The sequence below is a fragment of the Acinetobacter sp. 'aerobic (ED)' genome (genome assembly GCF_904886855.1).
In the GTDB taxonomy this organism is placed as follows: Bacteria; Pseudomonadota; Gammaproteobacteria; order Pseudomonadales; family Moraxellaceae; genus Acinetobacter; species Acinetobacter courvalinii.
Genome location: NZ_CAJHGI010000003.1, coordinates 240,741 through 266,868, shown reverse-complemented (window position 1 = coordinate 266,868; position 26,128 = coordinate 240,741). Strand labels below are relative to the sequence as shown.

Here is a 26,128-nt window from a genome sequence, read left to right as displayed (position 1 = left end):
AAAGACGATGACAATAAACGATAAAGGAGCACAATCATGAGTTTAGTTGTACCTGCTGAATCGACGGAAACCGTACACCATGAGACAGACCGGGTCGAACGCATTTTAGTGGTCGATGACGATGTGCGCTTGCGTACGCTTTTACAACGCTTCCTCGAAGATAAAGGTTTCGTGGTAAAAACTGCTCATGATGCGACACAAATGGATCGTTTACTGCAACGTGAACTGTTCTCTTTGATCGTGCTCGACTTTATGCTCCCTGTCGAAGATGGTTTAAGTATTTGTCGTCGCCTACGCCAATCCAATATCGACACTCCGATTATCATGCTCACTGCACGCGGTAGCGATTCTGACCGTATTGCCGGTCTGGAAGCAGGCGCTGACGATTATCTGCCAAAACCGTTCAATCCAAATGAATTACTGGCCCGTATCCGTGCCGTGTTACGTCGTCAGGTTCGTGAAGTCCCAGGCGCACCAAGTCAGCAAGTTGAAGTGGTCAGCTTTGGCCCATGGTCACTTGACCTTTCGACACGTACGTTGACCCGTGAAGGCCAAGTCGTGACCTTAACGACAGGCGAATTTGCAGTATTGAAAGCACTGGTCCAGCATCCTCGTGAACCCTTAACCCGCGATAAATTGATGAATCTGGCGCGTGGTCGTGAATGGGGTGCAATGGAACGCTCAATTGATGTACAAGTCTCTCGCTTACGTCGTTTAATTGAAGACAACCCTGCCCGTGCGCGTTACATCCAGACCGTTTGGGGTGTGGGCTATGTATTTGTTCCAGATGGTGCAGAGTAAGTTCGGGAAATTAAACGTTGAAACTTGAACCCATTGATCCACAAGAGTTTACCGAGTTCGCGGCTTATTCCGAAAGGCCCCGAACCAAATGGGAACGTTTTTTAGATAAAATCAAACCACGTTCCGCTGCCATGCGCACTACCATTCTGGTCTTGTTCATGGTGTTTTTCAGTCTGTTTATGTCCTTGTGGTTCTTTTGGCGAACCCTTTATCTTCCCGAATTACAGCAACATGCCCGCTATCTGGCGATTGAACTGGAACTGGTCAACAATCCGGATATCCGGATTTTGCATCGTGATAGCGAAGTCGATGTCGATACCTGGTTGAAAAACCGGATCGGGATTGAATACGTCACCGATCCAAAAGAGTTTCCCCGGGTTGAAGATAAATTCCTGGCTGAACTCTTTACCAACCAGATTGAAGAGAAGCTGGCCAAAGAACTCGGTGTTAAAGACGTTACGGTTTATTTTAAATTCAAGCCGATTCCGCGTATCTGGATTCAAACGCCTGAAATGAATGGCAACTGGGTCAGAGAACCACTCAAAACCTATACCAACTATAGTGTTGAGCTGATTGCTGGCTGGCTGTTTGGTGTTCCGATTGTATCGTCCATTATTATTTTAATCCTGGTGCGACAAATGAACCGGCCTTTGCGTCGGCTGCAAAATACTGCGAATAATTACAGTAAAACCGGTAAAGCCCCTTATCTCGATACCAATCACGGGCCACTGGAAATCCGTCAGGTCAATCAGGCCTTTAACCATATGGTGTATACGCTGGAGCAAACCGAGCGTGACCGTCAAATCATGCTGGCAGGTATTTCCCATGATTTACGTACGCCGCTGACCCGTATTCGCCTGACCGCGGAAATGCTGCCAGACGAGTTCTTCCGTGAAGGCCTGATTTACGACGTGGATGATATGGATGCGATTCTGAATCAGTTCATTTCCTATATGCGAGACGGTTCTGACGAAGAGCTCACAGAGACCAATCTGAATAGCCTGCTGCAAGAACTGGTGGTGCAGTTCAAACCGCTTGATATTCGTTTTGAGGCACAGGAACTTCCGATTATTGCTGCACGCAGCTTGTCGCTGAAACGTCTGATTGCCAATCTGATCAATAATGCCAAACGTTATGGTGCAGAACCGATTGAATTGTCCGCCAGCCATGTTGATGATCATATCCTGATTACCGTGGCAGATCATGGTGAAGGGATTCCGCCGGATCAGGTCGAAGAACTGATGCAACCATTTGTCCGCGGTAATTCTGCCCGTACCATTCAAGGGAGCGGTCTTGGACTCGCCATTGTGAAACGTATTGTCGATATTCATCAGGGCCAGATCAGTATCCGTAACCGCGAACAGGGTGGACTGGAAGTGGTGATTTCCCTCCCTATTCCTACGGCGGCACCAGCAACCGAATCACCGAATAATGCCATTGATAAGATCAAACAGACTATTACCGGGCATTTTTAATTGCAAATGCCCAATTGAGCTAAATTAAGGAATACAAAACTCCATCCTGTTACCCTTCCTCTTATTTATCTCACCGAAAATACATACATAAATAACTTTAAATCAAATATTGAAACACACTAATCTAGCTTAGAGATTCAAATCTTACTATTTTTACAGCCTCTTAGTTTCCAGTTTTATAAAAATAAGAGGCTATAAGTAAAATAAATTAATGCTCCGAACAGTTTCTTATTTTTTCTATCGCCAATTTGTTAGTGAGGTGGTTAAAACCGCATTAAGAGCAGTAATGTACATAAGACCATTCGATGAAATTGCCAAATCTTTTGCATTATACATAACAGCATATCTAAGCACTTGAAGTTTACAACCCGAGGTTGTTGCATCACAAACTTGACGAGCCATGAGTATAGTTGATTCTATCGGGTTAATAATATAAAAATTACCGTTCGCATCTAATACTATTTTGCGAAGATTGAAATTTACTCCACCGCCTTCTATCGGTAAAGTACTCACCAGACCTGAAGGAGTAATTTTACGTACAGTACTTTTTTGATCAACTACATATAGATTTCCACTACTATCAACTGTAATTCCCGTAGGTAAATAAAACCGTGCAATATCCCCTTTACCATCAGCACTTCCCTTTACTCCTGCCAAACCCGCAAGAGTAGTAACAGTGCCAGATGGACTGATTTTTCTAATAATAGAATTTCTTGTATCAGCTACATAAATATTTTTGTTTCTATCAATTGTAATTCCAGATGGTAAAAGGAATCGTGCGGTTGCTCCATTCCCATCAACATCACCACTTTCCCCAGCTAATCCAGCTAAAGTAGTGACTACTGCTGATGGACTAATTTTACGTATAGTATGATTGGCAGTATCTGCCACATAAGTATATCCATTGTTATCAATAGTAATTGCTGAAGGCCAACTAAAGCCTGCTTTAATCCCTATGCCATCATTTACAGTAGATTCACCTGGAATGCGCAACCCAGCTAAAGTAGTAACCACACCTGTGGAGCTAATCTTCCTAATATTGTCATTAAACATATCAGTCACATATGCATTGTTATGTTCATCAACGGTAATTCCTTCAGGATTATCAAACAATGCTGCAGAACCTGTTCCATCAGTATTACCCACTTTACTCGCTATGCCTGCAAGGGTGCTGACAACGCCTACTGAGTTAATTTTGCGAATGGTGTTATTTAGGCTATCGGCTACATAAACATTACCATCTATACCGACAGAAATTCCATGAGGGGAATGAAATCTAGCAGCATTGCCTTTACCATCGACACTCCCCCACTCTGCATCCTTTCCTGCTAAAATGCTGACCACGCCTGTAGAACTAAGTTTTTTGATAATATTTCTTATTGATTTTGTCGCATAGATATTATCCTGTAAATCAACTGATATTCCGTCACAATCAAAACCAAGAATAATAGTGGTAACATCAGCTTTAGGGCTAATTTTACGAATAGCATTATTACCAGTATCACATACAAAAATATTATCATTATTATCAATAGCAATTCCTACAGGTAAACGAAATCTAGCGTTAGTACCATTACCATTGATAGAACCCTCCTCTGCTTTTGCTGATCCTGCTATCGTAGTAACAACACCTGTAGGACTAATTTTGCGAATTGTCTTACTGAATGAATCTGCTACAAAAACGTTACCATTCTTCCCTACAGCAATCCCACCAACATATACAAACCTAGCCATTGAACCTTGACCATCAGCATAAGCAGACTCTCCTACAGCACCCGCCAAAGTAGTAACATTACCTGTAGGGCTAATTTTTCGAATCGTATAATTACCAGTATCAGAGATATATACGTTATCACTACTATCAACAGCAATTGCTGTTGGTGCATTAAAGCGGGCATTAGTACCAGCTCCATCAGTACTACCCTGTACTCCAGCTAGACCTGCTATGGTTGTAACAATTCCTGTAGGGCTAATTTTTCGAATAGTGTTATTAGCAGTATCAGACACATAGAAGTTACCATGACGATCACTTGCTATACCTTCTGGTCGACTAAATCTTGCATCAACTCCCTTACCATCAACAAAACCTTCCCCTCCATTATTACCCGCTAATACTGAAAATGCAGACGCAGTCACAAGTGTTGGTGTTGGTGTCGGTGTTGGCGTTGGTGTCGGTGTCGGTGTTGGTGTCGGTGTCGGTGTTGGTGTCGGTGTCGGTGTTGGTGTCGGCGTTGGTGTCGGCGTTGGTGTTGGTGAATTACCATCCGAGCCACCTCCACATGCTGTTAAAACTATTGATAATAAAGCGACTGGAATCGATGAATAAATAAGTTTTTTACCCATTTCAATAACCCCTTAAACTATTTAAATTTCTACTTTCATTAAAATATTACAGATAAGTTTCTTTATTCTTGCATCTTAGCTCAACCTAACATAAAGCTAATTCTCACTGCAAAAAGATTAGTTAATATAACTCATATTAAGCCAGTTTATTAATAAGAAAATTAAAAGAATAGCCTTATATATTTTCACATTTGTTCAAAAAAAAGATAATTCATTAATTATTAATCTAATTGAAAATTTCTTTTCTCGGGATCTATTGAGAGCCTAAATAAAATATTAAGTTTAATTTAAATATCTATAAAAATAATTTTTAACTTTAAAAGAATTTTTTAAATAGAAATCCATTATCTCACAACTAAAAATCAAACCTACAGATTGTGAAACGTATTGTCGATATCCATCAATGTCAGATCAGTATTCGCAATCGTGAACAGGGTGGACTAGAAGTAGTAATTTCCTTACCCATTCCAACAGTAGAAGCTAGCGAACCGGCCAACAATGCAATTGATAAGATCAAACAGACCCTGACAGGCCATTTCTAAAGCAAAATTCCTGAATCAACCGCCTGTCACCGGTTGATTTAGACTAAAGTCGCCTATTTAATCACCACACAATCGGCGACTTTCTGCCCATTCAGTCGCACAGATACATCCTATTTTACTTCACATATATTTATTTTTTTCTTCATAAATTCAAACAGCTAGATTACTGCTTTAAAATAGGCTGAAATACAAGTGAATAAAGCGTATGCAGCTGTATTAGACCTTAGCCTTATTTCAATCCACTTTTCATGTTTTAGCGCTAAAATCCATACCCAATGAAAAGCAAAATTGAGAATGGATGATGTCTTTAAGTCGTATTCGCCTTGCAGCTCTACACGACAAAGTGATGAGTGCAGAACAGGCTGCCAGCTTTATTAAAAATGATATGACGGTCGGAATGAGCGGTTTTACCCGTGCAGGTGAGGCAAAAGCTGTTCCTCAGGCACTGGTTGAACAAGCCAAGAAAAATCCGTTAAAAATCACGTTAATTACTGGTGCCAGCCTTGGCAATGACTTAGACAAGCAATTGACAGAAGCCGGTGTACTGGCTCGTCGTATGCCCTTCCAGGTTGACAATACCTTGCGCCGCGCGATTAATAACGGCGAAGTGATGTTTATTGACCAGCATTTGTCTGAAACCGTTGAACAGATGCGTAACCAGCAACTAAAACGTCCTGATGTTGCGGTAATTGAAGCGGTTGCGATTACCGAAGATGGTCATATCGTTCCAACCACTTCGGTCGGTAACTCGGCGAGCTTTGCGATTTTTGCAGAAAAAGTGATTGTTGAAATCAACACCTCACTCAGTGAAAACTTTGAAGGTCTGCACGATATTTATATTCCGACTTATCGCCCAACCCGTACCCCACTGCCATTAACAAAAGTGGATGACCGCATTGGTTCAACCGCGATTCCAATCGATCCAGCGAAAATCGTCGGTATCGTGTTCAATGACACCGCAGATTCACCATCAACGGTGACCCCACCCGATGCGGAAACCCAAGGCATTGCCAACCACCTGATCAAATTCTTTGAACAGGAAGTGGCTGCAGGTCGTTTAGCCAAGAACTTAGGCCCATTACAGGCGGGGATTGGTTCAATTGCCAATGCTGTGCTGACCGGTCTGAAAGACTCGAATTTTGAAGATCTGGTGATGTATTCAGAAGTACTGCAAGACTGTACCTTTGAATTGATTGATGCAGGCAAGATGAAGTTCGCTTCAGGCAGCTCCATTACCTTGTCGGCACAATGTGGCGAACGTGTTTTTGGCAATCTTGAGAAATACAAAGACAAACTGGTGTTACGTCCACAGGAAATTTCCAACCATCCTGAAATCGTACGCCGCTTAGGCATTATCGGGATTAACACGGCACTTGAGTTCGATATTTACGGCAACGTAAACTCAACCCACGTTTGCGGTACCAAGATGATGAACGGTATCGGCGGTTCAGGCGACTTTGCCCGTAATGCGCATCTTGCCATCTTCGTAACCAAATCAATTGCCAAAGGCGGTGATATTTCGTCGATCGTACCGATGGTCAGCCATGTCGATCACAACGAACACGATGTTGATATTCTGGTGACTGAAGTGGGTCTTGCTGATTTACGCGGTTTGGCACCACGTGAACGTGCCCGTGTCATTATCGACAACTGTGTACACCCGCTTTACCAAGGCGCGTTAAACGATTACTTTGACCGTGCTTGCGAACGTGGTGGTCATACCCCACATATTCTGCGTGAAGCATTGTCTTGGCATGCCAACTTTGAAGAAACAGGTCATATGTTAGCGCCTGTAGAGATTGCTAAATCTGCTTAAACTGCGCATTTGTTTCTAAAAAGCATGCTTCGCCATGCTTTTTTTTATTTTCAGTCTTTCAAGTCCTTTGCCACCCTACTCTCAGCAAGACTGGAAAGGTCACCCGCATCGGCTGCCGGATCAACAGGATATCCTGTAAATCGACCAGCGCACTAACCTGCATGCGATCTTGATAATGTTGGACTGCAGACCAGGTATTGAGATAATCCCACAACTGCTGTCCTGTCCAGCATAATTCAATCTGAAACTGCGGCATCGGAATGTCTTGAAAAGGAAATGGGATCGTTTGATAAAGCTCATCAATATAGCGCCGCTCTGCATCCCAGAAGCCGTTTAAGGTCTGGTGGTAGAGCTGTTGCAGCCGATCATTTAACAACGCATCCTCAAGCGTTAACAGGCCATAACCAATCACTGCAATCACGCCTTCTGGTTTGAGGGTTCGTTTCACTTGTGCGTAGAATTTTTCAAAGTCAAACCAGTGAATCGCCTGCGCAACGGTAATCAGGTCAAAATACTGATCGGGGAAACTGCATTGTTCCGCGGCTTGCTGTAAATAGCTGACATTACGCAAGACTGGCGCCTGATCAAGCTGGTTCTGGCTCAGGTCAGTTGCAATCACCTGTTGAAAATACGGCGCAATCAGGCGGGTTAATTGCCCTGAACCTGCGCCACAGCCCCATGCACGGTCGAAACCCTTGAGCTGCTGAATTAAGCTGTCTATAAGCGATTGTGGATAAGTCGGTCGTGCCTGTTGATAAAGTTCACTTTGCGCCGAAAATAAATCCTTCATGCGATGTTATTCTTCAATTCTTCTACTTGGTTTCAATATAACAAACTATTGGCGCAATAAAAAAAGCCCCAAACTTTCGTTTGAGGCTTTTTGAATATGGTGGCGAGACCCAGGATCGAACTGGGGACACACGGATTTTCAATCCGTTGCTCTACCTACTGAGCTATCACGCCAATGGGGTGTATTAAGCCGTATCTCGGCGCAATAGTCAATAATTATCATGAGCTTTTGATTTGATTGCCCATTTTTCACGCAATCAATTTTAAGGCAAAAAAAATCCCTGATGGGATCAGGGATTGAAAATACAAATTTATGGTGGCGAGACCCAGGATCGAACTGGGGACACACGGATTTTCAATCCGTTGCTCTACCTACTGAGCTATCACGCCAAAGTGGGCGTATTAAACAATGTTTGTCTAAGCCCGTCAAGCAAATTTGTGGATTTTTCGTTTAAGCGCTTAATTTTGCTGCAAAGCATGGTTTTAAGGCCAGCTGTTTAGATTTTACCGAGATGCGACAGGCAACGATGGATCGCCCCGCAGCCCGGTTCAAACTGTTGCACGCCCTGTGCTTCTTCCATGCGACAGACCTCTTCAACCAGACGTTCTGCCACACCGCGGCCACGATTGGCGGGATGAACCACAATATATTCCAGAACACGGCTTTCACCTTGTCCTGTCGCCCAAATTGCACCTATAATTTTGGTGTTAAATTCAGCAGTGTAAACTGTGGTATATTGCTGTAGATTTTGTTCAAGTTGTTCCATTGCATCTTGCCCGTCGCCAAACTCTGGGCTGGTATCGTAAAGTCGCTCGAGCTGAGTACGAATTCCTGAATCTTCCAGAGAACTGTAAGCATGTACGGTAATAGGCATTGATTAACCCTCCTGAGCAAACTATGATGCTGTCACTTTTTCGTCACAGCGAAACTATTGGTTTTTAATTCAATCATTTTTGACGTTTTTTGAGGAACGTGTCCATGACGCAACGTATCAGTGAAGTGGTAAGAAATACCAACGAAACAAAAATTCGAGTTCGTCTCAATCTCGATGGTACTGGTCAAGGCACACTCAACACTGGAGTTCCATTTTTAGACCATATGATTGATCAAATCAAGCGTCATGGTCTATTTGATATCGATATTCATTGCGATGGCGATCTGGAAATCGATGACCATCATACCGTCGAAGACTGCGGCATCACACTAGGACAAGCCTTTGCGCAAGCCTTAGGTGATAAGAAAGGCTTACGTCGTTATGGTCATTTTTATGCACCTTTAGACGAAGCATTGTCTCGTGTAGTAGTAGATTTGTCTGGTCGCCCGGGTTTATTTATGGATATTCCATTTACCCGTGCCCGTATCGGAAGCTTTGATGTCGATTTATTCTCGGAATTTTTCCAGGGCTTTGTCAATCATGCACTGATGACGTTGCATATTGATAACCTGAAAGGCAAAAATAGCCACCATCAGATTGAAAGTGTATTTAAAGCGTTGGCACGTGCCTTACGTATGGCCTGTGAAGTTGATCCACGTGCTGAAAATACCATTGCCTCAACCAAAGGTAGCCTGTAATGACCCGTATTGCGTTACTTGATTATGGCATGGGCAACCTGCACTCTGCGGCAAAAGCATTAGAACATGTCGGTGCAACGGTGGATGTGACCAATGATCCTAAACTGATTGCCAAAGCAGACAAGATTGTGTTCCCCGGTGTCGGTGCCATGCGTGATTGCATGCAAGGCATGCGTGAAGCAGGGATTGATGAAGTGGTGCGTCAGGCGGTCTTTAACAAACCAGTTCTGGCAATTTGTGTGGGGATGCAAGCCCTGTTACAAAGCTCGGAAGAAAATGGTGGCGTCGAAGCACTGGGTATTTTTGAAGGCGCGGGAAAACACTTTCCGGCAATCCCGAATCTCAAAGTGCCACATATGGGCTGGAATCAGGTACATCAGCTTGATCCAGAGCATCCAATGTGGAATAACATTGAACAAGATGCCCGCTTCTACTTCGTACATAGCTATTATGTCGAGCCAAGCGATTCGGCAATTATTGCCGCGACCTGTGATTATGGCGTGAACTTCTGTACAGCCATTCATAAAGACAATTTGTTCGCAACACAGTTCCACCCAGAGAAAAGTCATACGGCCGGTTTGCAGTTGCTGAAAAACTTTGTGGAATGGAAAATTTAACTGATCTGCATTAAAAAATCGCCATATCATGTGGCGATTTTTATTGCCCATAAAAAATAATTCAAACGACGAATAATGATGTTACAGCCTGTTTCTAACAATTTATCCAATCCGCTTAATCCGCAGGGCCGTTTTAGCCGCTTATCTTATCTGGCCTGGCAAACTGTCATTTTCCTGTTGGCGATTCCGCTAAACATTTACCTTAGCTATGAAATGTTTCAGATCGGCTTAGATGAAGCCTATAGACGCACAGACTTTCTGGCTTTATTTTTATTTTTGACCTTGGCGCTGTTTGTGGTCTATAGCAGTATCATGTTTGCCGTACGGCGCCTGCACGACTGTAACCGTTCAGGTTGGTGGGCGCTGCTGCTGACCTTACCTTATCTGAATATATTGACGCTGTTGTATCTGCTGCTGGCCCGTGGGCAGCAGCAGCCCAATCGTTATGGGCCTCCGCACCCGACTGCCATCTGGGAGAAAATCATGGCCTATATCGGATTGAGCTTAATGCTGATCTTCTCGGTGCTGATGTTTCTGGTGATCAGCAAAAGCCCTGTACTGTTCCACTAATCGTTTTTTATGGTTTGCTTTCTCTCTTAGTCGCCTAAAACCAGATCAAAATTTCTGCTATTTTTAGATTTCTTGCTTATAATCGGATGCGATACAAAAATTTAAATAAACATAAAAACTACGATTTATGAGGCTTTAATGAATACATCAACTCAAATACAAGATTCTGTTTTCAATGCTAAAGGCCGTTTTGGGCGGCTTGCCTATGCGGCATGGTCCTTTCTCAGTGCCATTGTGCTATGCGTGGTGATTTTTATCCTTGCCTTTATTGGCAGTCTGTTTACAGGTAGCGAGAGTAATTTAGAAACAGGTAACTTTCCATTTGTTATCATAGCCTTATTCTTTATTAGCTACGTCATCCTGATCTATTTTTCCTTTGTGTTTAGCATACGGCGATTCCATGATCGTAACCAAACCGGCTGGCTGTCATTACTGATGCTTATTCCACTGGTTAATTTTATTGTGATGCTATATTTATTCTGTGCCAAAGGAACAGAAGGACCCAATAAATTCGGTCCTGTACGTGCAACAGCCCCTTGGGAAAAAGTGCTGGGCTGGATTTATATTATCCTGATTCCGCTCATCCTTATTTTTGCGCTGATCGGCACCGCAGTGCCTGCCTATCAGGAATATCTACAACGCAGCCAGTATATTCAATCAGAATAGCTGCTCTCAGCTCTTCAATCCTTCTCAATCCAGCCAAGTTCCGACTTGGCTTTTGTATTTCGATAAAACCCTTTAAGCTCAGTTAACTGACTTGAGTTTTTAAATGCAGATGGACACACCTCAACAAACAGCAACACCCTTAAGCAAGGAACAAATACGTGCCTTAACTGCCTTTGAAAACCTTGCTTCAGAAAAGATCATGGTCATTCAAACGCTTGAACAATGCCTGACGCTACACGATCAACTCAGTTCCATTGCAGTGTTTGGTTTTGACAGTGAATCGAAACCGACCTTTAAAGTCGGGGAAAAGTCGACCGGACCGCATGTCATCCAGCTTGCAACACACGATACCGCCTATGTTTTTCAGGTCAGTGCTGAAATTCTGGATTTTTTAAGACCGATTTTAGAAAATGAACAGCAACTGAAAGTCGGCTTTGGTCTCAAGAATGATGCACATATTTTCCGTAGCCGAGGTATCCAGCCTGCATCACTGATTGAACTATCCAAAAGCTTTGGCAGTTTTGGCTATCGCAGCCAGGTCGGTGTACAAACTGCGATTGCCCTGCTTTTCCAGCGTTATCTGGCCAAGAATAAAAAGATCAGTACCTCAAATTGGGCGGTTAAACGGCTTAGTCCGCATCAGGTCAGTTATGCCGCAGCGGATGCTTACGCAGCATTGCTGATATTTGAGCAGCTTTACCAGCAACACCGATTCACACCACAATTACAACAACAAATCATGAAAATACTTGAAGGATCAACAGACAAGGCTTAGAGATTGATCAATACTTTGCTAATATAGGGCACGCTGAACATTCAGAAATGCATTGCGTTATAGGCTAAATCGCCTGTTCTGTCGCAATCTTAGAGGGACGTTCAACAAGCCCTAATAATTTAAACTCTATGATGACGCAAGGAGCGGTGTATGCTAATCATCCCAGCAATTGACCTGAAAGATGGTAAATGTGTCCGTTTAAAACAAGGACGTATGGAAGACGATACAGTTTTCTCTGATGACCCTGTGGCGACTGCACAACATTGGGTGGATGAAGGCGCACGTCGTTTACATTTAGTCGATTTAAATGGTGCTTTTGCCGGCACGCCGATTCATAAACCTGTGGTCGAAGCGATTGTACGGGCCCAGCCAGAACTGCCTATCCAGATCGGTGGGGGTATCCGTTCACTTGAAACCATCGAGCATTATTTAGAAGCGGGTGTGTCTTTTGTCATTATCGGCACCAAAGCCGTGAAAGAGCCTGAGTTTGTAGAAGAAGCCTGTAAGCGCTTTGCAGGTCGTATTATTGTCGGTATCGATGCCATGAATGGCATGGTGGCAACCGATGGCTGGGCCAATATTACTGAGGTCAAGGCAACTGATCTGGCCAAACGTTTTGCAGATGCAGGCGTATCCAGCATTGTGTATACCGACATTGCCCGTGATGGCATGATGCAAGGTGTCAACGTTGAGCAGACTGTTAATCTGGCAGATTATTCAGGCTTACCGGTAATCGCATCTGGCGGTGTGACCAATCTGGATGATGTCCGTAACTTAAAAGGCCAGAAAGGTATTTTAGGTGCGATCACGGGCCGCGCCATTTACGAAGGCACCTTAAACCTGCGTGAAGCACAATTATTGCTGGATGAAGACAACCGTCTTTAATCTTGCATAAAAAAGAAGTTATCTGTCCAGATAACTTCTTTTGATTTAATACAGCACATGACGTATGAATTTTAATGGCTGTGTCCCTCGATTGGCATAACCATAACGAACCGAACTTTCAAATAGCATAGAATCCCCAGCCCGCACAACGCGTGTTTCCTGTTCCAACTCCAGACTTAACTCGCCTTCGAGTACATAAATCAATTCCTGCCAGCCTTGTTGATCTGCTTCGGCATGATAGACCTCTCCGACAGCCAGTGACCAGCTCCATAATTCAACCTGAGTCGAGACTGGAACCGATGCTAACAGTGTCGCTTGACTGGCGGGCTGATGGCCTTGCCAGGCCAAGGTATTCACAATTGCGGATTCACCCAGTTCAGGCGGGCTAACAATACGTTTGAAATCAATCCCCAGTACCGCTGCTATCGCATCCAGTTTTGCCAGACTAATATTGACCTGACCCGTTTCTAAAGCGGCAATGGTACGGCGACTGACCCCAGCCCGGTCTGCCAGTTGTTGCTGGCTTAAATGACTCAGGTCCCGAAAATGACGGATATTTTTTCCTACATGGCTCAGGACAGCATCGGATTGGCGCATGGGCAACAACATTTAAAACTAAATCTTGCGCAATATATTGCACAATGTTCTCAAGCAATGCAATATGTGCAGTATATTGCACGTTGCATAGGATTGTTGTTTTGGCCACCTTATCCCAGTCTCCTAAAGCCGCCCAGTTTGCCCTGATTTTTATTACCATGATCTGGGGCGGTACTTTTTTAGCCGTGCAATATGCGCTGAATTTTAGTACCCCGATGTTTTTTGTGGGCTGTCGTTTTGCAGTCGCGGCTTTGGTCATCTTTTTGATCTCGATTAAATCCATGCGCGGCTTAACCTTAAAAGAGAGCTTGGCGGGCACCGCCATCGGCATTGTGATTGCGGTTGGTTATGGCACACAGACCATCGGCCTACAAACCATTTTAAGCAGTGAATCCGCCTTTCTCACTGCACTGTATGTGCCCTTGGTCCCGATTTTAATGTGGCTGATCTTCCAAAAAAAACCTTCTGTAATGACTTGGGTCGGTACGGCACTGGCCTTTACCGGCTTGGTGTTGTTAACCGGGAATGGCTTTTCCAGCATTAATTTCAGTTATGGACAAACGCTTACCCTGATCTGTGCCTTTGTGATCGCGCTTGAAATTATCCTGATTGGTTATTTTGCCGGGAAAGTTAATCTAAGACGGGTCACGGTGATTCAACTGGCAGTTGCTTCATTATTATCATTCGCCAGTATGCCCTTGGTCGGTGAACACAGTATTCCAGCGTTTTCCTGGGGATTGCTGATTATTGCCGTGGCGCTCGGCTTAGCCAGTGCGTTGATTCAATTTGTAATGAACTGGGCGCAACGTATGGTCGATCCAACGCGTGCTGCGATTATTTATGCGGGTGAACCGGTTTGGGCCGGTGTCATCGGACGTATTGCCGGAGAACGTTTGCCGTTACTGGCATTGTTTGGAGGACTACTGGTGGTGCTTGGGGTTTTAGTCAGCGAATTAAAATTTAAATTCTTTGCGAAGAAACCACTGCCAGAGAATAAATAGAGAGAACAAAGTGCACAACAGTTTTGGTTGAATACAATCTATTGTGCACCTTTCAACAATTAGGCTGGAATTTCCTGCTGATTTCTGGCTAAGGGACTATTGCCAATTTGCCACACATAAGGCAATGGTGCTTGATTGACTTCCCAATCGCCAATCACTTTCTGCTTATAGACCAATGGGTTGTGTGATGCGACCACACGGGCATTGCGCCAAAAACGGTCCAACTGCTTGTCGGTGGAACTGGCCGATGCGCCCAAGGCATTAAACAGCTCGCTACTCAAATTCAGTACCAGTTCGGCAATCACCACCTGCCCCTGCGCCGACACTAATTCAGCACGCTGATTGGCATCCAGCTCAGCCTGTTCATCATTTTGAAAATGCTGTAAATAAGCCGCATCTAGCGCTTCAGCAGTACTCAGTGCAATACTTTGAGCCGCATAAGCCTGTGCAGACGCTTTGCCAATTATTTGCAAAATTTGGGCATCTTCACGTACCAGACTGGCATTACCATGACTATAAATCCGCGTCCGCTGACGCACTTCCTGCTTAAAGGTCTGCACTGCACTTTGTGCAATACCTGCCAAAGTCGCCAGATGAACTACTTGATAAAATGCGGTTTGATATTTAAAGCGGTTTTCAAACACCAGAATATGATCTCGTTCAATCTCCACATTGTTTAAGGTCAAGGTCCCGCTGCCCGTGGTTTTTTGCCCAAAGCCATCCCAGTCATCCACAATATCAATGCCTTGTGCCTGCGTGGACACCGCAGCAATCACATGCTGATCGGTGGTTTCATCCAAAGCGAACAGGTCAATCCAGTCTGCGAAAATCGTGCCTGTAGAATAATACTTCTGACCATTGATACGAAGTTTTCCGTCCTGCGCTGCCGTAACACGGGTTGCGACATCTCCAATTTCAACTTGACCAATTTCGGTCCATGCATTTCCCACAATCTCACCACGAACAAAGCGTTCGAACCACAGGGTCTGTGCTGCCGTTTTTTGTGCATTTAAACGGTCTTCCACAAAGGCAAAATGCCCGCGTAAGGCCTGAACCACATTGGAGTCGGCCTGAGCCAGTTCAATCAACAGCTGAAACAGTTGTTTTTGCGAAACTCCTTCACCACCAAAAGCCACAGGCACCCGTACCGCGCCAAAGCCTGCCTGTTTTAACCATTGAATCGGTTCATAGGGCAAAGTTCGGTTTTTTTCCCGTGCTAAAGCCCCTTCTGCAATGCGCTTGAAGATCGGACGGAACTTGCCCGCCACCTGCTCGTAATGTACACCTAAGGAGAGATTTTGATTGCTTTGACTTGTCATAATACCGTCCTCTTAGCTCCACGCATGACGTGGCAGAGCCACACCATTCAAATAGTAATTACCCACCAGATTGTATTTCCAGCGTACCGGATCATGCAGGGTATGCGTGCGTGCATTGCGCCAGTGTCGATCCAGATTCAGTTCGGATAAGGTGGAACGGGTACCCGACAACTCAAATAATTTATTGGCCGCCAAGAGTGCGATTTCAGTGGTTAGTACTTTCGATTCAGCCGTGAGTAAGGTTGCTTCTGTTACGCTGTCTTCGGTTGGATTGGCCAAAGCACGGTCAATCGCCTCACCGGCCAAGGCTAAAACCGCCTCTGCGGCACGCAATTTAATTTTTAGCTCGCCGATATTGCTAATGGTATAGGGATCTTCACTGGCATGTTCCAGACCTGAATCAATCCAGGGACGGGCATGCTCACGCACATAGCGAATGGTTTCCTCAATAGCGCCACGCGCAATTCCCGCATCGACAGCGGACTGAATAATTTGTGAAATTGCACCTGCTGCTGTGGGACGTTCAAAAGCCTGATGGATCGGCACCACATATTTTAAATCGACCTGCACATGATCCAACTGCACGCTGCCACTGGCCGTGGTGCGCTGACCAAAACTGCTCCAGTCATTCACAATGGTCAAACCTGGGCTATGTTGTGGTACCAGTGCAGCAAATACTTTGCCCTCGTCACTCACAGCAACCACAGGAATCCAGTGTGCCAATAAAGCGCCTGTGGCAAAGAATTTCTGACCACTAATCAGCGCATAATCCTCTTTAAATTCAATTTTAGTGGTCAAATCCGCAACGGTTTTCGAGTGTTTTTCCGAGAATGCATTGCCTAAACGCTTGCCTTGCAACACTTGATCAAAGAAAAACTGCTGCTGCTCCAATGACGCATCCAAACGGATATGTTCTAAAAAGGCCCAATGATTTTGTGCAATTTGTCCTAAAGATGAATCGGCACTGGAAATAATGGTCACCACCTCAGCAAGGGTTTTATAACTCACCCCTGCACCACCGAACTGTTTTGGAATATTGATCCCCCACAGACCCGAGGCGGAGTATTGCTGGATTTCCTGCAGTGGCAGCTTGCGCTCATGGTCACGTTTTGCCGCTTCTTTGGCAAAAGCAGCCGCTATGCGATGGGCCACGGCAAGGGCTTCTTGATCTGAAGCAATCACATGTGCCGGCGTATTATTCAAGTAAAAATCTTGCGGAATACTCTGCGCATCTTCCAGTTTGATTTCTATTTTTGAGGTCATTATAAATACTCATTGTTCCAGTTATAAAAATAAACTAGCACTATTTTTATTGCATATTTATAAGTTAAATATAGAAACTAATCTTTTTATTTAAAATAAACTCAAACCATCACTTATTTATTTAAAATAGTATTTAAAATCATTAATTACCTATGGTTAACTAACACCTCAATGTACCTCACCAGAAAAAAAGCAAAACAACCTTTTGAATTTAATAAAAATAATCGATAAAAATACACTGCAAGAACCTGTTAAATCTATTCATGATAAAGTTTTATTTTTTTATGATTAATCAATTCAATATTTTTTAATTAATATCAATAAAAATCTTTAATTTAGTAAAGACCAATGACTAAGCAAATTAGATTTAATGCCTTTGAAATGAACTGTATTGCGCATCAATCGCCTGGATTGTGGCGCCACCCTCAGGATCGCTCGATCGAATATAAAGACCTCGACTACTGGACCGATTTGGCCAAGATTTTGGAACGCGGCAAGTTTGATGGGATTTTTATTGCCGATGTTTTAGGTATTTATGATGTTTATCATCAATCGGCAGAACATGCACTCACAGGTGCCGTACAGGTTCCGGTAAATGATCCTTTGCAAATCGTACCTGCGATGGCGGCCGTTACCCAGCATTTGGGCTTTGGCCTGACCACTTCGATTTCTTTTGAACATCCCTATCCTTTTGCACGACGCATGAGTACCTTGGATCACCTGACCAAAGGCCGCATTGGCTGGAATATTGTGACGTCCTATCTGGAAAGCGGTTCCAAGAACTTAGGCCTTAAAACCCAGGTCAGCCATGATCAACGCTATGATATTGCTGACGAATATTTAGAAGTGCTCTACAAGCTCTGGGAAGGTTCATGGGAACAGGATGCGGTGTTACGTGATAAGGAACGGGGTATTTTTGCCGACCATCGTAAAGTCCACCCCATCAATCATCAAGGCCAATATTTTAACGTTCCCGGCATTCATATCTGCGAGCCTTCACCACAACGCACCCCTGTACTGTATCAGGCAGGCGCATCCAGTCGTGGACAATTATTTGCCAGCCAAAATGCTGAATGTGTGTTTATTTCTGCACCAACTAAAGCAGCTGTGAAAAAACTGGTGCAAGGTATCCGCTCCAACCTGATTGAACAAGGCAAAGATCCTCATTCAATCTTGATCTACACCATGCTGTCCATCGTGGTGGAAGAAACCGATGCAAAAGCCCAAGCAAAATTCCAAGACTATCAAAACTACGCCAGTTATCATGGCGGCTTAACCTTGGCATCCGGCTGGTCGGGAGTGGATTTTTCGCAATTCCATGCAGAAGACAAAGTTGAATATATTCATACTGATGCGATTCAATCGATGCTGGATTCTTATGTAAAAGCCGATCCAAATCGTGTCTGGACCATTGAAGAGATTGCCAAATTTATCAGTATCGGTGGTAATGGCCCAGTTCTGGTGGGCTCAGCGGCCACAGTTGCAGATCAACTTCAGGTATGGATGGAAGAAACCGACATTGATGGCTTTAACCTGGCCTATATTCTGGCGCATCAAACTTTTGAGGATGTGGTGGAATATCTGATACCTGAGCTTCAGCAACGCGGAGTTTATCCAACTAAATATCCCGAAGGAACTTTACGCGAAAAGCTGTTTGGGCAAGGCCCACTGCTGCCTGAGCAGCATCGCGGGGCAAGCTATCGCTATCACTCCACAGCGAAAACCAAAAACGCTATAGAACTCGCTTAGTGGTTGCACTCAACCAAACGAGTTCTGATCGATTAGCCTTGGTACATCGGCTTGTTGTCATTCAAGGCAATCAAACCGCGAATGGCACGATAGACGATCCAGATCCATGCACCGAAAATCACCGCAAAGGCAAAGGTGGTTGCAGAAATAGCGACACCGGCAAAGGCAGTGCCATTATCGCCTGTCAGGAACAGGAACGAGAACGGAATAAAGGCAATAATATTCCAGGCCAGATACCACCAGAAGGTGCGGATTTGCCAGGTAAAGTGACTTTCAAAAATCGAGCCTTGGACATCACTACGTTTCACATAGTTGATGATCAAGGCCACAATGGCCAATAAACCTACCGTAAAAATTGCAAGGATATAAAGGATGTACAGGACCAGAGTCAAAGTACGATTCGGATCTTGATCAACGGAATAATTCATTTCTATTTATCTCCAGTGTCAGACTCCGCTTAATATTAATAAAACACATTAAGTGGAGAAATTAACCAACATATCAATAATATATTAAAGACTATGGTACAGAAATAAATCTTCCGAAACGGTTGCTTTTGTGTTTTATGTCTCAGTTTTTGCTGAGCAAGCCAACCGGCGCACCATCCTCCCAAAGCATCCACAATATGCAGGGTCTGCTCGGGAATACGGCGATTCCCGAGTTGCGCCGCCTCTTTGTCCTGCGCATACAGCCAATAACTCACCACATTCATCAAGCTGACAAATAACAGGGTATACGGCGGCAATAATTTGCTAAAGCTGGCGACCAGCATAAAGACAATATAAATCACAATTGCAATCTGCATGGCCGACCACGGTTTAGTAGCGGTTGGCTTTTCAGCTTTGGCTTTATGCTCAAATACTTGCGAGGCTTTTAAATACACGGCTTGCTGAGCGCGATAACGACCGCGCTCATCCAGAATCACCACATACTCCAGCGCACAACCGATAATCGGCCTTGGCCCTGTGCGAGCAAAGTCTTTAATGTGAATAAAAACACGTTGTTTTTGCGGGTCATTGGGTTGGATAAAGCCATAGCCTTTATCATCAAACCACTCCACTAACCGACCTTGATCGCGCATGATATTTTCCTAGGCTGTGATTCGTTGTAAACGGTCTTGCATCATCATGCGCATTTGTAGCGGATCTTTTTGCAAAATATCATCGCCGGTACGCCCGTGCTCGGCATTTTTTTGTGCCACCTGCAAACGCATGCTCCAGAAACGACAAGCCGCCATCGCCAGGAAGATATTTAAACAGGCCAATTCATCCTCAGTCAGCGTGCGAATGCCTTGATAGGCAGCCAGGAAGGCATCGGCCTTGGCTTGATCAAGATGCGCTTGCGGATAAGCGGTACAGAAGTCATTGATACTAATCGCAATATCAAACAACCATTCATCCTGATTCAATTCATAAAAATCAAGGATGCCTTGCAACTGATCGCCTTCAAACAAAGTATTGTCTCTAAACAAATCTGAATGAATAAAACCGGTAGGACGATCTGGATGTTGCTGGGTAATCTGTGCAAACTGCTGAAAAACTTGTGCCAATAAAGCCTGATCGTCCGCATTCATTTGCGGCTTAAGCTGTGCGGCCACATCCGACCAGTATTGATGATTACGATTAAAATCACGCTCCAGCGGAAAGCCCTGCAAGGCCAAATGTAATTTTGCCTGCGCCTGTGCAATCGCCTGAATTTGCGCAATGCTGGCATCTTCAGGATGCTCGCCCATCAGGCGCGGTGCAATTTGTGCGGGCTTATCGGCAATACTATGAATCGCCTGTCCACTGTGCTTTAACGGTACCGCTACAGGCACGCCGGCCTGACCCAAACAATCCAGTACAGGCACCAGTTCACCCGCTCCTTCAGCATCTAACTCTTCAAACACCGTTAAAACATATTGTTTCTTTGATTGATCCACCAAAAAATAATTGGTGTTTTGAATACCGCCTTGGATTGGAATCAGGTCAATCACTGCTAAACCATAGGGTTCGGCAAAGGCTTGAACTTCTTCTAAACTCAACGGGGTATAAACCGACATGGAAAACCTGCAAAAAATAGCTGTGAAGTTTGATAGAATACCTGTTCCCTCCATGAAGGTGTAGCACCCCTTTCTTTATTGGCGATTTTTTGGAAAATTTTATGCTCGCAAAACGTATTATCCCTTGCTTAGATGTTGATAATGGTCGAGTCGTCAAAGGCGTTCAATTCCTTGATATTCGTGACGCAGGTGACCCTGTCGAAGTGGCGCGTCGTTATAACGAACAAGGCGCCGATGAAATCACCTTTTTAGATATTACTGCTACCCATCATGGACGCGACACCACCTACCGTACCGTAGAACGCATGGCAGAAAGCGTGTTTGTACCGTTAACTGTCGGTGGTGGTGTCCGTAAAGTTGAAGATATCCGTTTATTGCTGAATGCCGGTGCCGATAAAGTCAGTATCAACTCAGCAGCGGTATTTACCCCTGAGTTTGTACAGGAAGCCTCGCAACGCTTTGGTGCTCAATGTATCGTGGTCGCGATTGATGCGAAAAAAACCGGCGAGAACAAGTGGGAAATTTTCACCCACGGTGGTCGTAAACCGACCGGCATCGATGCGATTGAATGGGCCGTAAAAATGGCCGACTTCGGTGCAGGCGAACTGCTGATTACCAGTATGGATGCCGATGGTACCAAAGCAGGCTATGACATTGCCTTGATGCGTCAGATCAATGACCGTGTCAATATTCCCACCATCGCTTCCGGCGGTGTAGGTAATTTACAGCATTTGGCTGACGGTATTTTAAAAGGTGGTGCAGATGCAGTGCTTGCGGCTTCTATTTTCCACTTTGGACAACACACCATTCCAGAAGCAAAACAATATCTTGCAGCACAAGGCATTGAAATGCGTCTCTGATACATCAGGGATAGAAATATGAACCTCTCTGATGAGAGGTTTTTTTATGGAAAGCTTTTTACAGGCAAAAAAATACCTTGCTGGGCAAGGTAAGAAACGGCGTTATATAACGCTAGAGGGTAAAACATACATATCCATTTTGAGTAAAATATAGTCAAATATTTTGTCTGAGCTAAAGTAGCGCTAAAATCTGTAGAAATATTGACATTAAAAACCATTTTTATTGACAATTTACGACAAAATTTTGATTCTTCCGTTATGAATCCTGCTGATCAAACCCATATACTGTTTTATCGGTCGCTTTAAGCCACCGCATCATCGGTTTGATCTTGCGACGGCACTGCTGTGACCAGTTTAGGTTTGTGCTCCACCCATTTTACCGGGAAAACAGCCTCTACTGCTTGAGTCAGTGTTTTAGACAATACTGCAGGCAAGCGGAGACCCAATGGATTGGCCTCTTTTAAGTCTGCAGATGAGACCACACGGGTACCCATCACATAATCAAACCATGGTCGGGTCACACACCAGTTGGCATCCTGATTGGAATTCATGTGATGATCATAATGCCAGGGAATGGTTTGTTTGGCCCAATCCGGTTCCAGATGCGCGCGGCGGTGTACATAATAATAATTGCCTGCACTATACAGCGCCGCCAGAGACATACCCTTTGAAAGTGGATAGAACGCCACACTGGCAACACCGGCTACCACCACCAATGACATGATTTCATTACGCGTGCGCCAATGCTCAACACCTTCTACATAACAGTCGTCAGAGAACTGCTGCTTACGCACTTCACGGTGATGGGCCCAGTGCGACTCCATACTTTTCGGCACTGGACTATAGCGTGGCTGACCGGGACGATGTACGCCATGCAAAATGTATTTATGGGCAAACCATTCAAATGCGTTCGCCACTGCCAAGCCTGCGATAAAACCTTTAATCATGGTCTTCTCCCCTATATTTGCTTATTTTTATTCAGCATATAAATTTTGATAGGCGAAGTATTGACGATAGGCTATAGTTATATTGACAAAACACGACAAGCGAACAGGTGGACAGGATGTCACAGCTCAAGCACTATACCGGCTCTGTTTTTGGTGGTTTGGGGCATTTGTTAAAAGCCTATTGTGAAGCAGAACAGATTGCCATTCCTGAACAATTACAACAGGTTCAGAATCAGGAACGCTTTGATTATGTGATTTGGCGGGATCTGTTAGAAGATCTAAATCGACTACATCCGAAAATTGGCCTAGGCTTGGAAATCGCCGCCTATGTACAGCCCAAACATCTGGGGATTATTGCCTATCTGGCCTTATCCTGTGAAAATCTGGGCGAAGCTTTAGCGCGTTATCATGACTTTCACCGCCTGATTTATGATGGCAGTCCTTTGGTGGTCGAATTCAATGATCGCTATGCTTCAATCCGCTGGGAAGCACCTGAACCGCATCCGACCCAGTTGACCGATGAAATTGCCATTGCCCTGATGGTGCAATTCCTGAAACTGTTTATGTCCGGTGACACAATTCAGCTGCATGAAGTGCATTTCGTCAATGCTGCACCGAAAAATATCAGTATTTATGAGCAGTATTTCCACTGCAAAGTGCGCTTTGATCAGCCTAAAACACAGTTACTGCTTCCAGTCAGCGAAGCATTTAAACCCTTACGTAGCGGTGATCACACCTTACAGCAACTGTTGCTGCAGCAAGCCCAAGCCTTGCTGGATAAATTGCCCAATTCGACCCAACTGGATCAACGGCTACAACATGCCATTTTAACCGGCCTGCAAAAAAACCAATATCAGCTGGATTTTATTGCCGAAAAACTGGGCCTTTCCGTGCGCCAATTACAACGTCATTTACAACAACAACACACGACTTTTCAGCAACGGGTACAACAGGTGCGCTTTATGCTGGCCACCGAATATCTCAAAGATCCGCATCTCAGTTTGCAGGAAATTGCGCTACTGCTGTGTTATTCGGAACAAAGCGCTTTTCAGCGTGCTTTTAAAATCTGGACCGGGCAAACCCCGCAACAGTGGCGAAACAACAACACAATTTACAATTCTTAATAAAATTACCCATGAACTAACGGTTTCACAACTGATCCATTTTTTCACACGTTTTATACAAGAGCCTATATACCTATGTGAAATAGTTCACACTTTTTCACGCGGTTGACACATATCCATAATAACGTTTTGGATGCTTGTTTTTTTTATTTTTTAAAACATGTTTGGTGATAACAATGAACAAATATTTAGCAGAATTTCTTGGTACTTTTTGGCTTGTTTTTGGTGGTTGTGGTAGTGCTGTACTTGCAGCAGCATTTCCAGAGCTTGGCATCGGCTTTCTTGGTGTAGCACTTGCTTTTGGTTTAACTGTATTAACAGGCGCGTATGCCTTTGGTCATATTTCAGGTGGTCACTTTAACCCGGCAGTCAGCGTCGGTTTATGGGTCGGCGGGCGTTTTAATGCCAAAGATCTGGTGCCTTATATTATTTCTCAGGTGATTGGTGGTGCGCTGGCTGCATTCGTGTTGTACATTATCGTACAAGGTCAGGCTGGTTTTGCCGGTACAGGCGGCTTCGCGACCAACGGTTATGGCGAACTTTCTCCAAACCATTTCTCTGTGGCTTCAGCATTCCTGATTGAAGTAGTCCTCACAGCCTTCTTCCTGATCGTGATCATGGGTGCAACAGACCGTCGTGCACCCGCTGGCTTCGCACCGATTGCAATTGGTTTGGCCCTCACCCTGATCCACTTGATCAGTATTCCTGTGACCAACACTTCGGTGAACCCGGCACGTAGTACTGCGGTGGCTTTATTTGCAGAAACTGCTGCACTTAGCCAGTTGTGGTTATTCTGGGTTGCGCCAATCATTGGTGCCATTATCGGTGCAGTGATCTACAAAGTGGTGGGCAGCGAGAAAAACTAAGCGCATCACACCGCATAAAAAAACAGCCTGCATCGGCTGTTTTTTTATTTATAAAAATGGATTTTCAATATCCTGTTCAGGCTGACGCTCGATCCGTTCAGGCAGCTCCTGTTTCTCCAAGGCTGCCACCACCTCATTAATAAAGCCTTGTAATGCCTTTGCGGTTTTTAAACCAGCCTGATCTTTGGTGATTTGCAAATTGCCATATAAGCTCACACAATCCACCTGATTTTCCAGGGTCAGATCATAAATTGCTGACGACTCATCACCATGTTCAAAAGGTTTAAACATCTTTCTCTCTCGTTATTTTTGTCTCTCACCCAACATGAGCCAAGCACGATCACTTTGCAAGTGTTTCTTAGCGCAACATTTGTAAGAAATACTGTACCAAGGCATTGATCAGCTGGTTAATCATGGCCTGCTTGGTCTGTTCATCAATCTGCGGCAACTTGCTGCCTGCCGACTCAGTCGATTGTGAGGTAAATTGACGCTGCTGGGCCTGAATGGCATCGGTCTTGGCCTCTTCCGCACACTGACTTTGCCCATCCCAATGTGAATAGCTGATGTCCTTGTTCGGCTTTACCTGTTGCGCAGACAATGGCAACTGATAGACATTGCGTTTCTGCTGCTCGGTCAATTGCGGGAATAAATTAATTCCCAGCTTTTCTTCCAGATAGCAGACACTCACCACTTTGACCTGCAGTGAATTATTGTTCGGCGCATAGTAGGCACCAATAATGCCCTGCTTGGGCAAATACACCGCTTTATAGACCGCAGTCGGGACAATCACCCCTTTACCAATGGTTTTCAGGCGTTTGCCTTCAAAGATTGGTCCGGTCAGTACATAGGCATCTTTATGCTGTTTGGTGACCATGGAACGCACCGCTTCTTCCAGTTTGCGCCAGACTTCCTGATTATTCTTCGGTGCTTGCGGCACCATATTGGCCAGGGAGAAACTGTCATACTGGGCTGCGGTATTGTTCATGTCCCCGTTAGGTGCCATATGACCACGGTCATAGCCGGAACCACGATAATCCGATAACAACGCGCGATGCGCCAACTGCACCCGGGTTTCTTCATGGAAATTATCTTCACGTTTGATTTTGACACTTAAACGTTCAGGGGTGAGATATTCCGCTGACCACAACGGCGTTTTGGAGATGCCTGAATACATCACATTGAAGTCATTAAAACACAAGGCATAACTGTCTTTTTTCAGACTGTCTTTGCTCAATAACGGCGGCACATCACGATAGAACGGTTTTAAACAGGCGCCATTACTGGACTGGAACGGAATCAGTTTCGAAATTTTTTCATTGCCAAACGCAATCGCAAAACTTCCCGTCGCGACTGCAGCCAGCACAAGCTTTCCAACATTCTGGCTCAAAAAAGCAAATGGAGTTTTACCCTTTCTGGTTGGTCTCTTCGCCATAACTACATCAAAATCAATATGAACGCGCAGCTTAACAACTCAAAGCCTTGCTGTATATTGGGTTTCAGCCTAGAGCG

The 26,128-nt window shown here is 44.5% G+C and carries 26 protein-coding genes, 2 tRNA genes and 1 pseudogene; 15 read left to right on the top strand and 14 right to left on the bottom strand.

What is annotated here, in order from left to right; genetic code table 11:
- Positions 1-36: 36 nt before the first annotated feature.
- A complete protein-coding gene (gene ompR, locus JO943_RS07395; RefSeq protein WP_004657337.1) occupies positions 37-801 on the top strand; it encodes a two-component system response regulator OmpR in 765 nt (254 codons plus the stop codon).
- A 17-nt stretch (positions 802-818) separates the two neighbouring features.
- Positions 819-2,276, top strand: coding sequence for an ATP-binding protein (locus JO943_RS07390; protein WP_202740416.1), 1,458 nt, complete (start codon positions 819-821; stop codon positions 2,274-2,276).
- A 237-nt stretch (positions 2,277-2,513) separates the two neighbouring features.
- On the opposite strand, the gene JO943_RS07385 is transcribed toward JO943_RS07390, so the two are convergent.
- Complete coding sequence (locus tag JO943_RS07385) at positions 2,514-4,619, bottom strand: NHL repeat-containing protein (protein WP_202740415.1); 2,106 nt, start codon at positions 4,617-4,619, stop codon at positions 2,514-2,516.
- 368 nt (positions 4,620-4,987) lie between these two features.
- Between JO943_RS07385 and JO943_RS07380 the strand changes: the two are divergent.
- Positions 4,988-5,161: pseudogene (locus tag JO943_RS07380) on the top strand (two-component sensor histidine kinase); the annotation flags it as partial.
- 301 nt (positions 5,162-5,462) lie between these two features.
- Positions 5,463-6,977 carry an acetyl-CoA hydrolase/transferase family protein gene (locus JO943_RS07375; protein ID WP_032880857.1) on the top strand — a complete coding sequence of 505 codons (1,515 nt, stop codon included), beginning with the start codon at positions 5,463-5,465 and terminating at the stop codon, positions 6,975-6,977.
- Between the two features lie 58 nt (positions 6,978-7,035).
- Here JO943_RS07375 and JO943_RS07370 read toward each other — a convergent pair whose 3' ends face one another.
- The 4 genes from JO943_RS07370 to JO943_RS07355 form a co-directional block, all read right to left on the bottom strand.
- Positions 7,036-7,767 carry a class I SAM-dependent methyltransferase gene (locus JO943_RS07370; protein WP_202740414.1) on the bottom strand — a complete coding sequence of 244 codons (732 nt, stop codon included), beginning with the start codon at positions 7,765-7,767 and terminating at the stop codon, positions 7,036-7,038.
- A 97-nt stretch (positions 7,768-7,864) separates the two neighbouring features.
- A tRNA-Phe gene (locus tag JO943_RS07365) sits at positions 7,865-7,940 on the bottom strand.
- A 140-nt stretch (positions 7,941-8,080) separates the two neighbouring features.
- A tRNA-Phe gene (locus JO943_RS07360) sits at positions 8,081-8,156 on the bottom strand.
- A 107-nt stretch (positions 8,157-8,263) separates the two neighbouring features.
- Entirely contained in the window at positions 8,264-8,641 is a 378-nt protein-coding gene (locus tag JO943_RS07355; RefSeq protein ID WP_004776129.1) for a GNAT family N-acetyltransferase, read from the bottom strand.
- 104 nt (positions 8,642-8,745) lie between these two features.
- Between JO943_RS07355 and hisB the strand changes: the two genes are divergently transcribed.
- The 6 genes from hisB (at position 8,746) to hisA (ending at position 12,852) form a co-directional block, all read left to right on the top strand.
- The gene (hisB, locus tag JO943_RS07350) at positions 8,746-9,339 is read left to right on the top strand and encodes an imidazoleglycerol-phosphate dehydratase HisB (RefSeq protein ID WP_004776131.1); all 594 of its coding nucleotides are present in this window, start codon (positions 8,746-8,748) and stop codon (positions 9,337-9,339) included.
- Positions 9,339-9,956, top strand: coding sequence for an imidazole glycerol phosphate synthase subunit HisH (hisH, locus tag JO943_RS07345; RefSeq protein ID WP_032868521.1), 618 nt, complete (start codon positions 9,339-9,341; stop codon positions 9,954-9,956). The genes hisB and hisH overlap by 1 nt, the downstream gene beginning before the upstream one ends.
- 75 nt (positions 9,957-10,031) lie before the next feature.
- Entirely contained in the window at positions 10,032-10,526 is a 495-nt protein-coding gene (locus tag JO943_RS07340; protein ID WP_202740413.1) for a DUF805 domain-containing protein, read from the top strand.
- Between the two features lie 138 nt (positions 10,527-10,664).
- The gene (locus JO943_RS07335) at positions 10,665-11,192 is read left to right on the top strand and encodes a DUF805 domain-containing protein (protein WP_202740412.1); all 528 of its coding nucleotides are present in this window, start codon (positions 10,665-10,667) and stop codon (positions 11,190-11,192) included.
- 103 nt (positions 11,193-11,295) lie between these two features.
- A complete protein-coding gene (locus JO943_RS07330; protein WP_202740411.1) occupies positions 11,296-11,967 on the top strand; it encodes a 3'-5' exonuclease in 672 nt (223 codons plus the stop codon).
- Positions 11,968-12,117: 150 nt separating this feature from the next.
- On the top strand, positions 12,118-12,852 hold the full coding sequence (gene hisA / locus JO943_RS07325; RefSeq protein WP_005282589.1) for a 1-(5-phosphoribosyl)-5-[(5-phosphoribosylamino)methylideneamino]imidazole-4-carboxamide isomerase: 735 nt from the start codon (positions 12,118-12,120) through the stop codon (positions 12,850-12,852).
- 45 nt (positions 12,853-12,897) lie between these two features.
- Here the strand turns inward: hisA and JO943_RS07320 are convergent, their stop codons facing one another.
- Positions 12,898-13,449, bottom strand: coding sequence for an XRE family transcriptional regulator (locus JO943_RS07320; protein ID WP_202740410.1), 552 nt, complete (start codon positions 13,447-13,449; stop codon positions 12,898-12,900).
- Between the two features lie 158 nt (positions 13,450-13,607).
- Between JO943_RS07320 and JO943_RS07315 the strand changes: the two genes are divergently transcribed.
- Positions 13,608-14,450, top strand: a complete 843-nt coding sequence (locus JO943_RS07315) for a DMT family transporter (RefSeq protein WP_376746146.1) — start codon at positions 13,608-13,610, stop codon at positions 14,448-14,450.
- 59 nt (positions 14,451-14,509) lie between these two features.
- On the opposite strand, the gene JO943_RS07310 is transcribed toward JO943_RS07315, so the two are convergent.
- A complete protein-coding gene (locus JO943_RS07310) occupies positions 14,510-15,769 on the bottom strand; it encodes a monooxygenase (protein ID WP_202740409.1) in 1,260 nt (419 codons plus the stop codon).
- A gap of 12 nt (positions 15,770-15,781) precedes the next feature.
- The gene (locus tag JO943_RS07305; RefSeq protein ID WP_202740408.1) at positions 15,782-17,032 is read right to left on the bottom strand and encodes an SfnB family sulfur acquisition oxidoreductase; all 1,251 of its coding nucleotides are present in this window, start codon (positions 17,030-17,032) and stop codon (positions 15,782-15,784) included.
- Positions 17,033-17,380: 348 nt separating this feature from the next.
- Between JO943_RS07305 and JO943_RS07300 the strand changes: the two genes are divergently transcribed.
- Positions 17,381-18,781 (top strand): LLM class flavin-dependent oxidoreductase, encoded by a 1,401-nt coding sequence (locus JO943_RS07300; RefSeq protein WP_202740407.1) that lies wholly within the window; start codon positions 17,381-17,383, stop codon positions 18,779-18,781.
- A 32-nt stretch (positions 18,782-18,813) separates the two neighbouring features.
- On the opposite strand, the gene JO943_RS07295 is transcribed toward JO943_RS07300, so the two are convergent.
- From JO943_RS07295 to JO943_RS07285, 3 genes are read right to left on the bottom strand one after another with little or no spacing between them, the layout of a single operon-like run.
- Positions 18,814-19,209 (bottom strand): DUF4870 family protein, encoded by a 396-nt coding sequence (locus JO943_RS07295; RefSeq protein WP_005227764.1) that lies wholly within the window; start codon positions 19,207-19,209, stop codon positions 18,814-18,816.
- 35 nt (positions 19,210-19,244) lie between these two features.
- Complete coding sequence (locus JO943_RS07290) at positions 19,245-19,862, bottom strand: DUF1294 domain-containing protein (protein ID WP_005282578.1); 618 nt, start codon at positions 19,860-19,862, stop codon at positions 19,245-19,247.
- 9 nt (positions 19,863-19,871) lie between these two features.
- Positions 19,872-20,822, bottom strand: a complete 951-nt coding sequence (locus JO943_RS07285) for a homoserine kinase (RefSeq protein WP_199949083.1) — start codon at positions 20,820-20,822, stop codon at positions 19,872-19,874.
- Positions 20,823-20,923: 101 nt separating this feature from the next.
- Here JO943_RS07285 and hisF point away from each other — a divergent pair, with 101 nt between their 5' ends.
- Positions 20,924-21,682: an imidazole glycerol phosphate synthase subunit HisF gene (hisF, locus tag JO943_RS07280; protein WP_004657307.1), complete on the top strand. Its 759-nt coding sequence runs from the start codon at positions 20,924-20,926 to the stop codon at positions 21,680-21,682.
- Between the two features lie 302 nt (positions 21,683-21,984).
- On the opposite strand, the gene JO943_RS07275 is transcribed toward hisF, so the two are convergent.
- Complete coding sequence (locus JO943_RS07275; RefSeq protein WP_202740406.1) at positions 21,985-22,629, bottom strand: sterol desaturase family protein; 645 nt, start codon at positions 22,627-22,629, stop codon at positions 21,985-21,987.
- Between the two features lie 116 nt (positions 22,630-22,745).
- On the opposite strand from JO943_RS07275, the gene JO943_RS07270 reads away from it, so the two are divergent.
- Positions 22,746-23,753: an AraC family transcriptional regulator gene (locus JO943_RS07270; RefSeq protein WP_202740405.1), complete on the top strand. Its 1,008-nt coding sequence runs from the start codon at positions 22,746-22,748 to the stop codon at positions 23,751-23,753.
- 176 nt (positions 23,754-23,929) lie between these two features.
- On the top strand, positions 23,930-24,619 hold the full coding sequence (aqpZ, locus tag JO943_RS07265; protein ID WP_005227775.1) for an aquaporin Z: 690 nt from the start codon (positions 23,930-23,932) through the stop codon (positions 24,617-24,619).
- 48 nt (positions 24,620-24,667) lie between these two features.
- Here the strand turns inward: aqpZ and JO943_RS07260 are convergent, their stop codons facing one another.
- Complete coding sequence (locus JO943_RS07260) at positions 24,668-24,910, bottom strand: hypothetical protein (protein ID WP_202740404.1); 243 nt, start codon at positions 24,908-24,910, stop codon at positions 24,668-24,670.
- Between the two features lie 67 nt (positions 24,911-24,977).
- Entirely contained in the window at positions 24,978-26,051 is a 1,074-nt protein-coding gene (locus JO943_RS07255; protein WP_032868507.1) for a DNA/RNA non-specific endonuclease, read from the bottom strand.
- Positions 26,052-26,128: the final 77 nt, after the last annotated feature.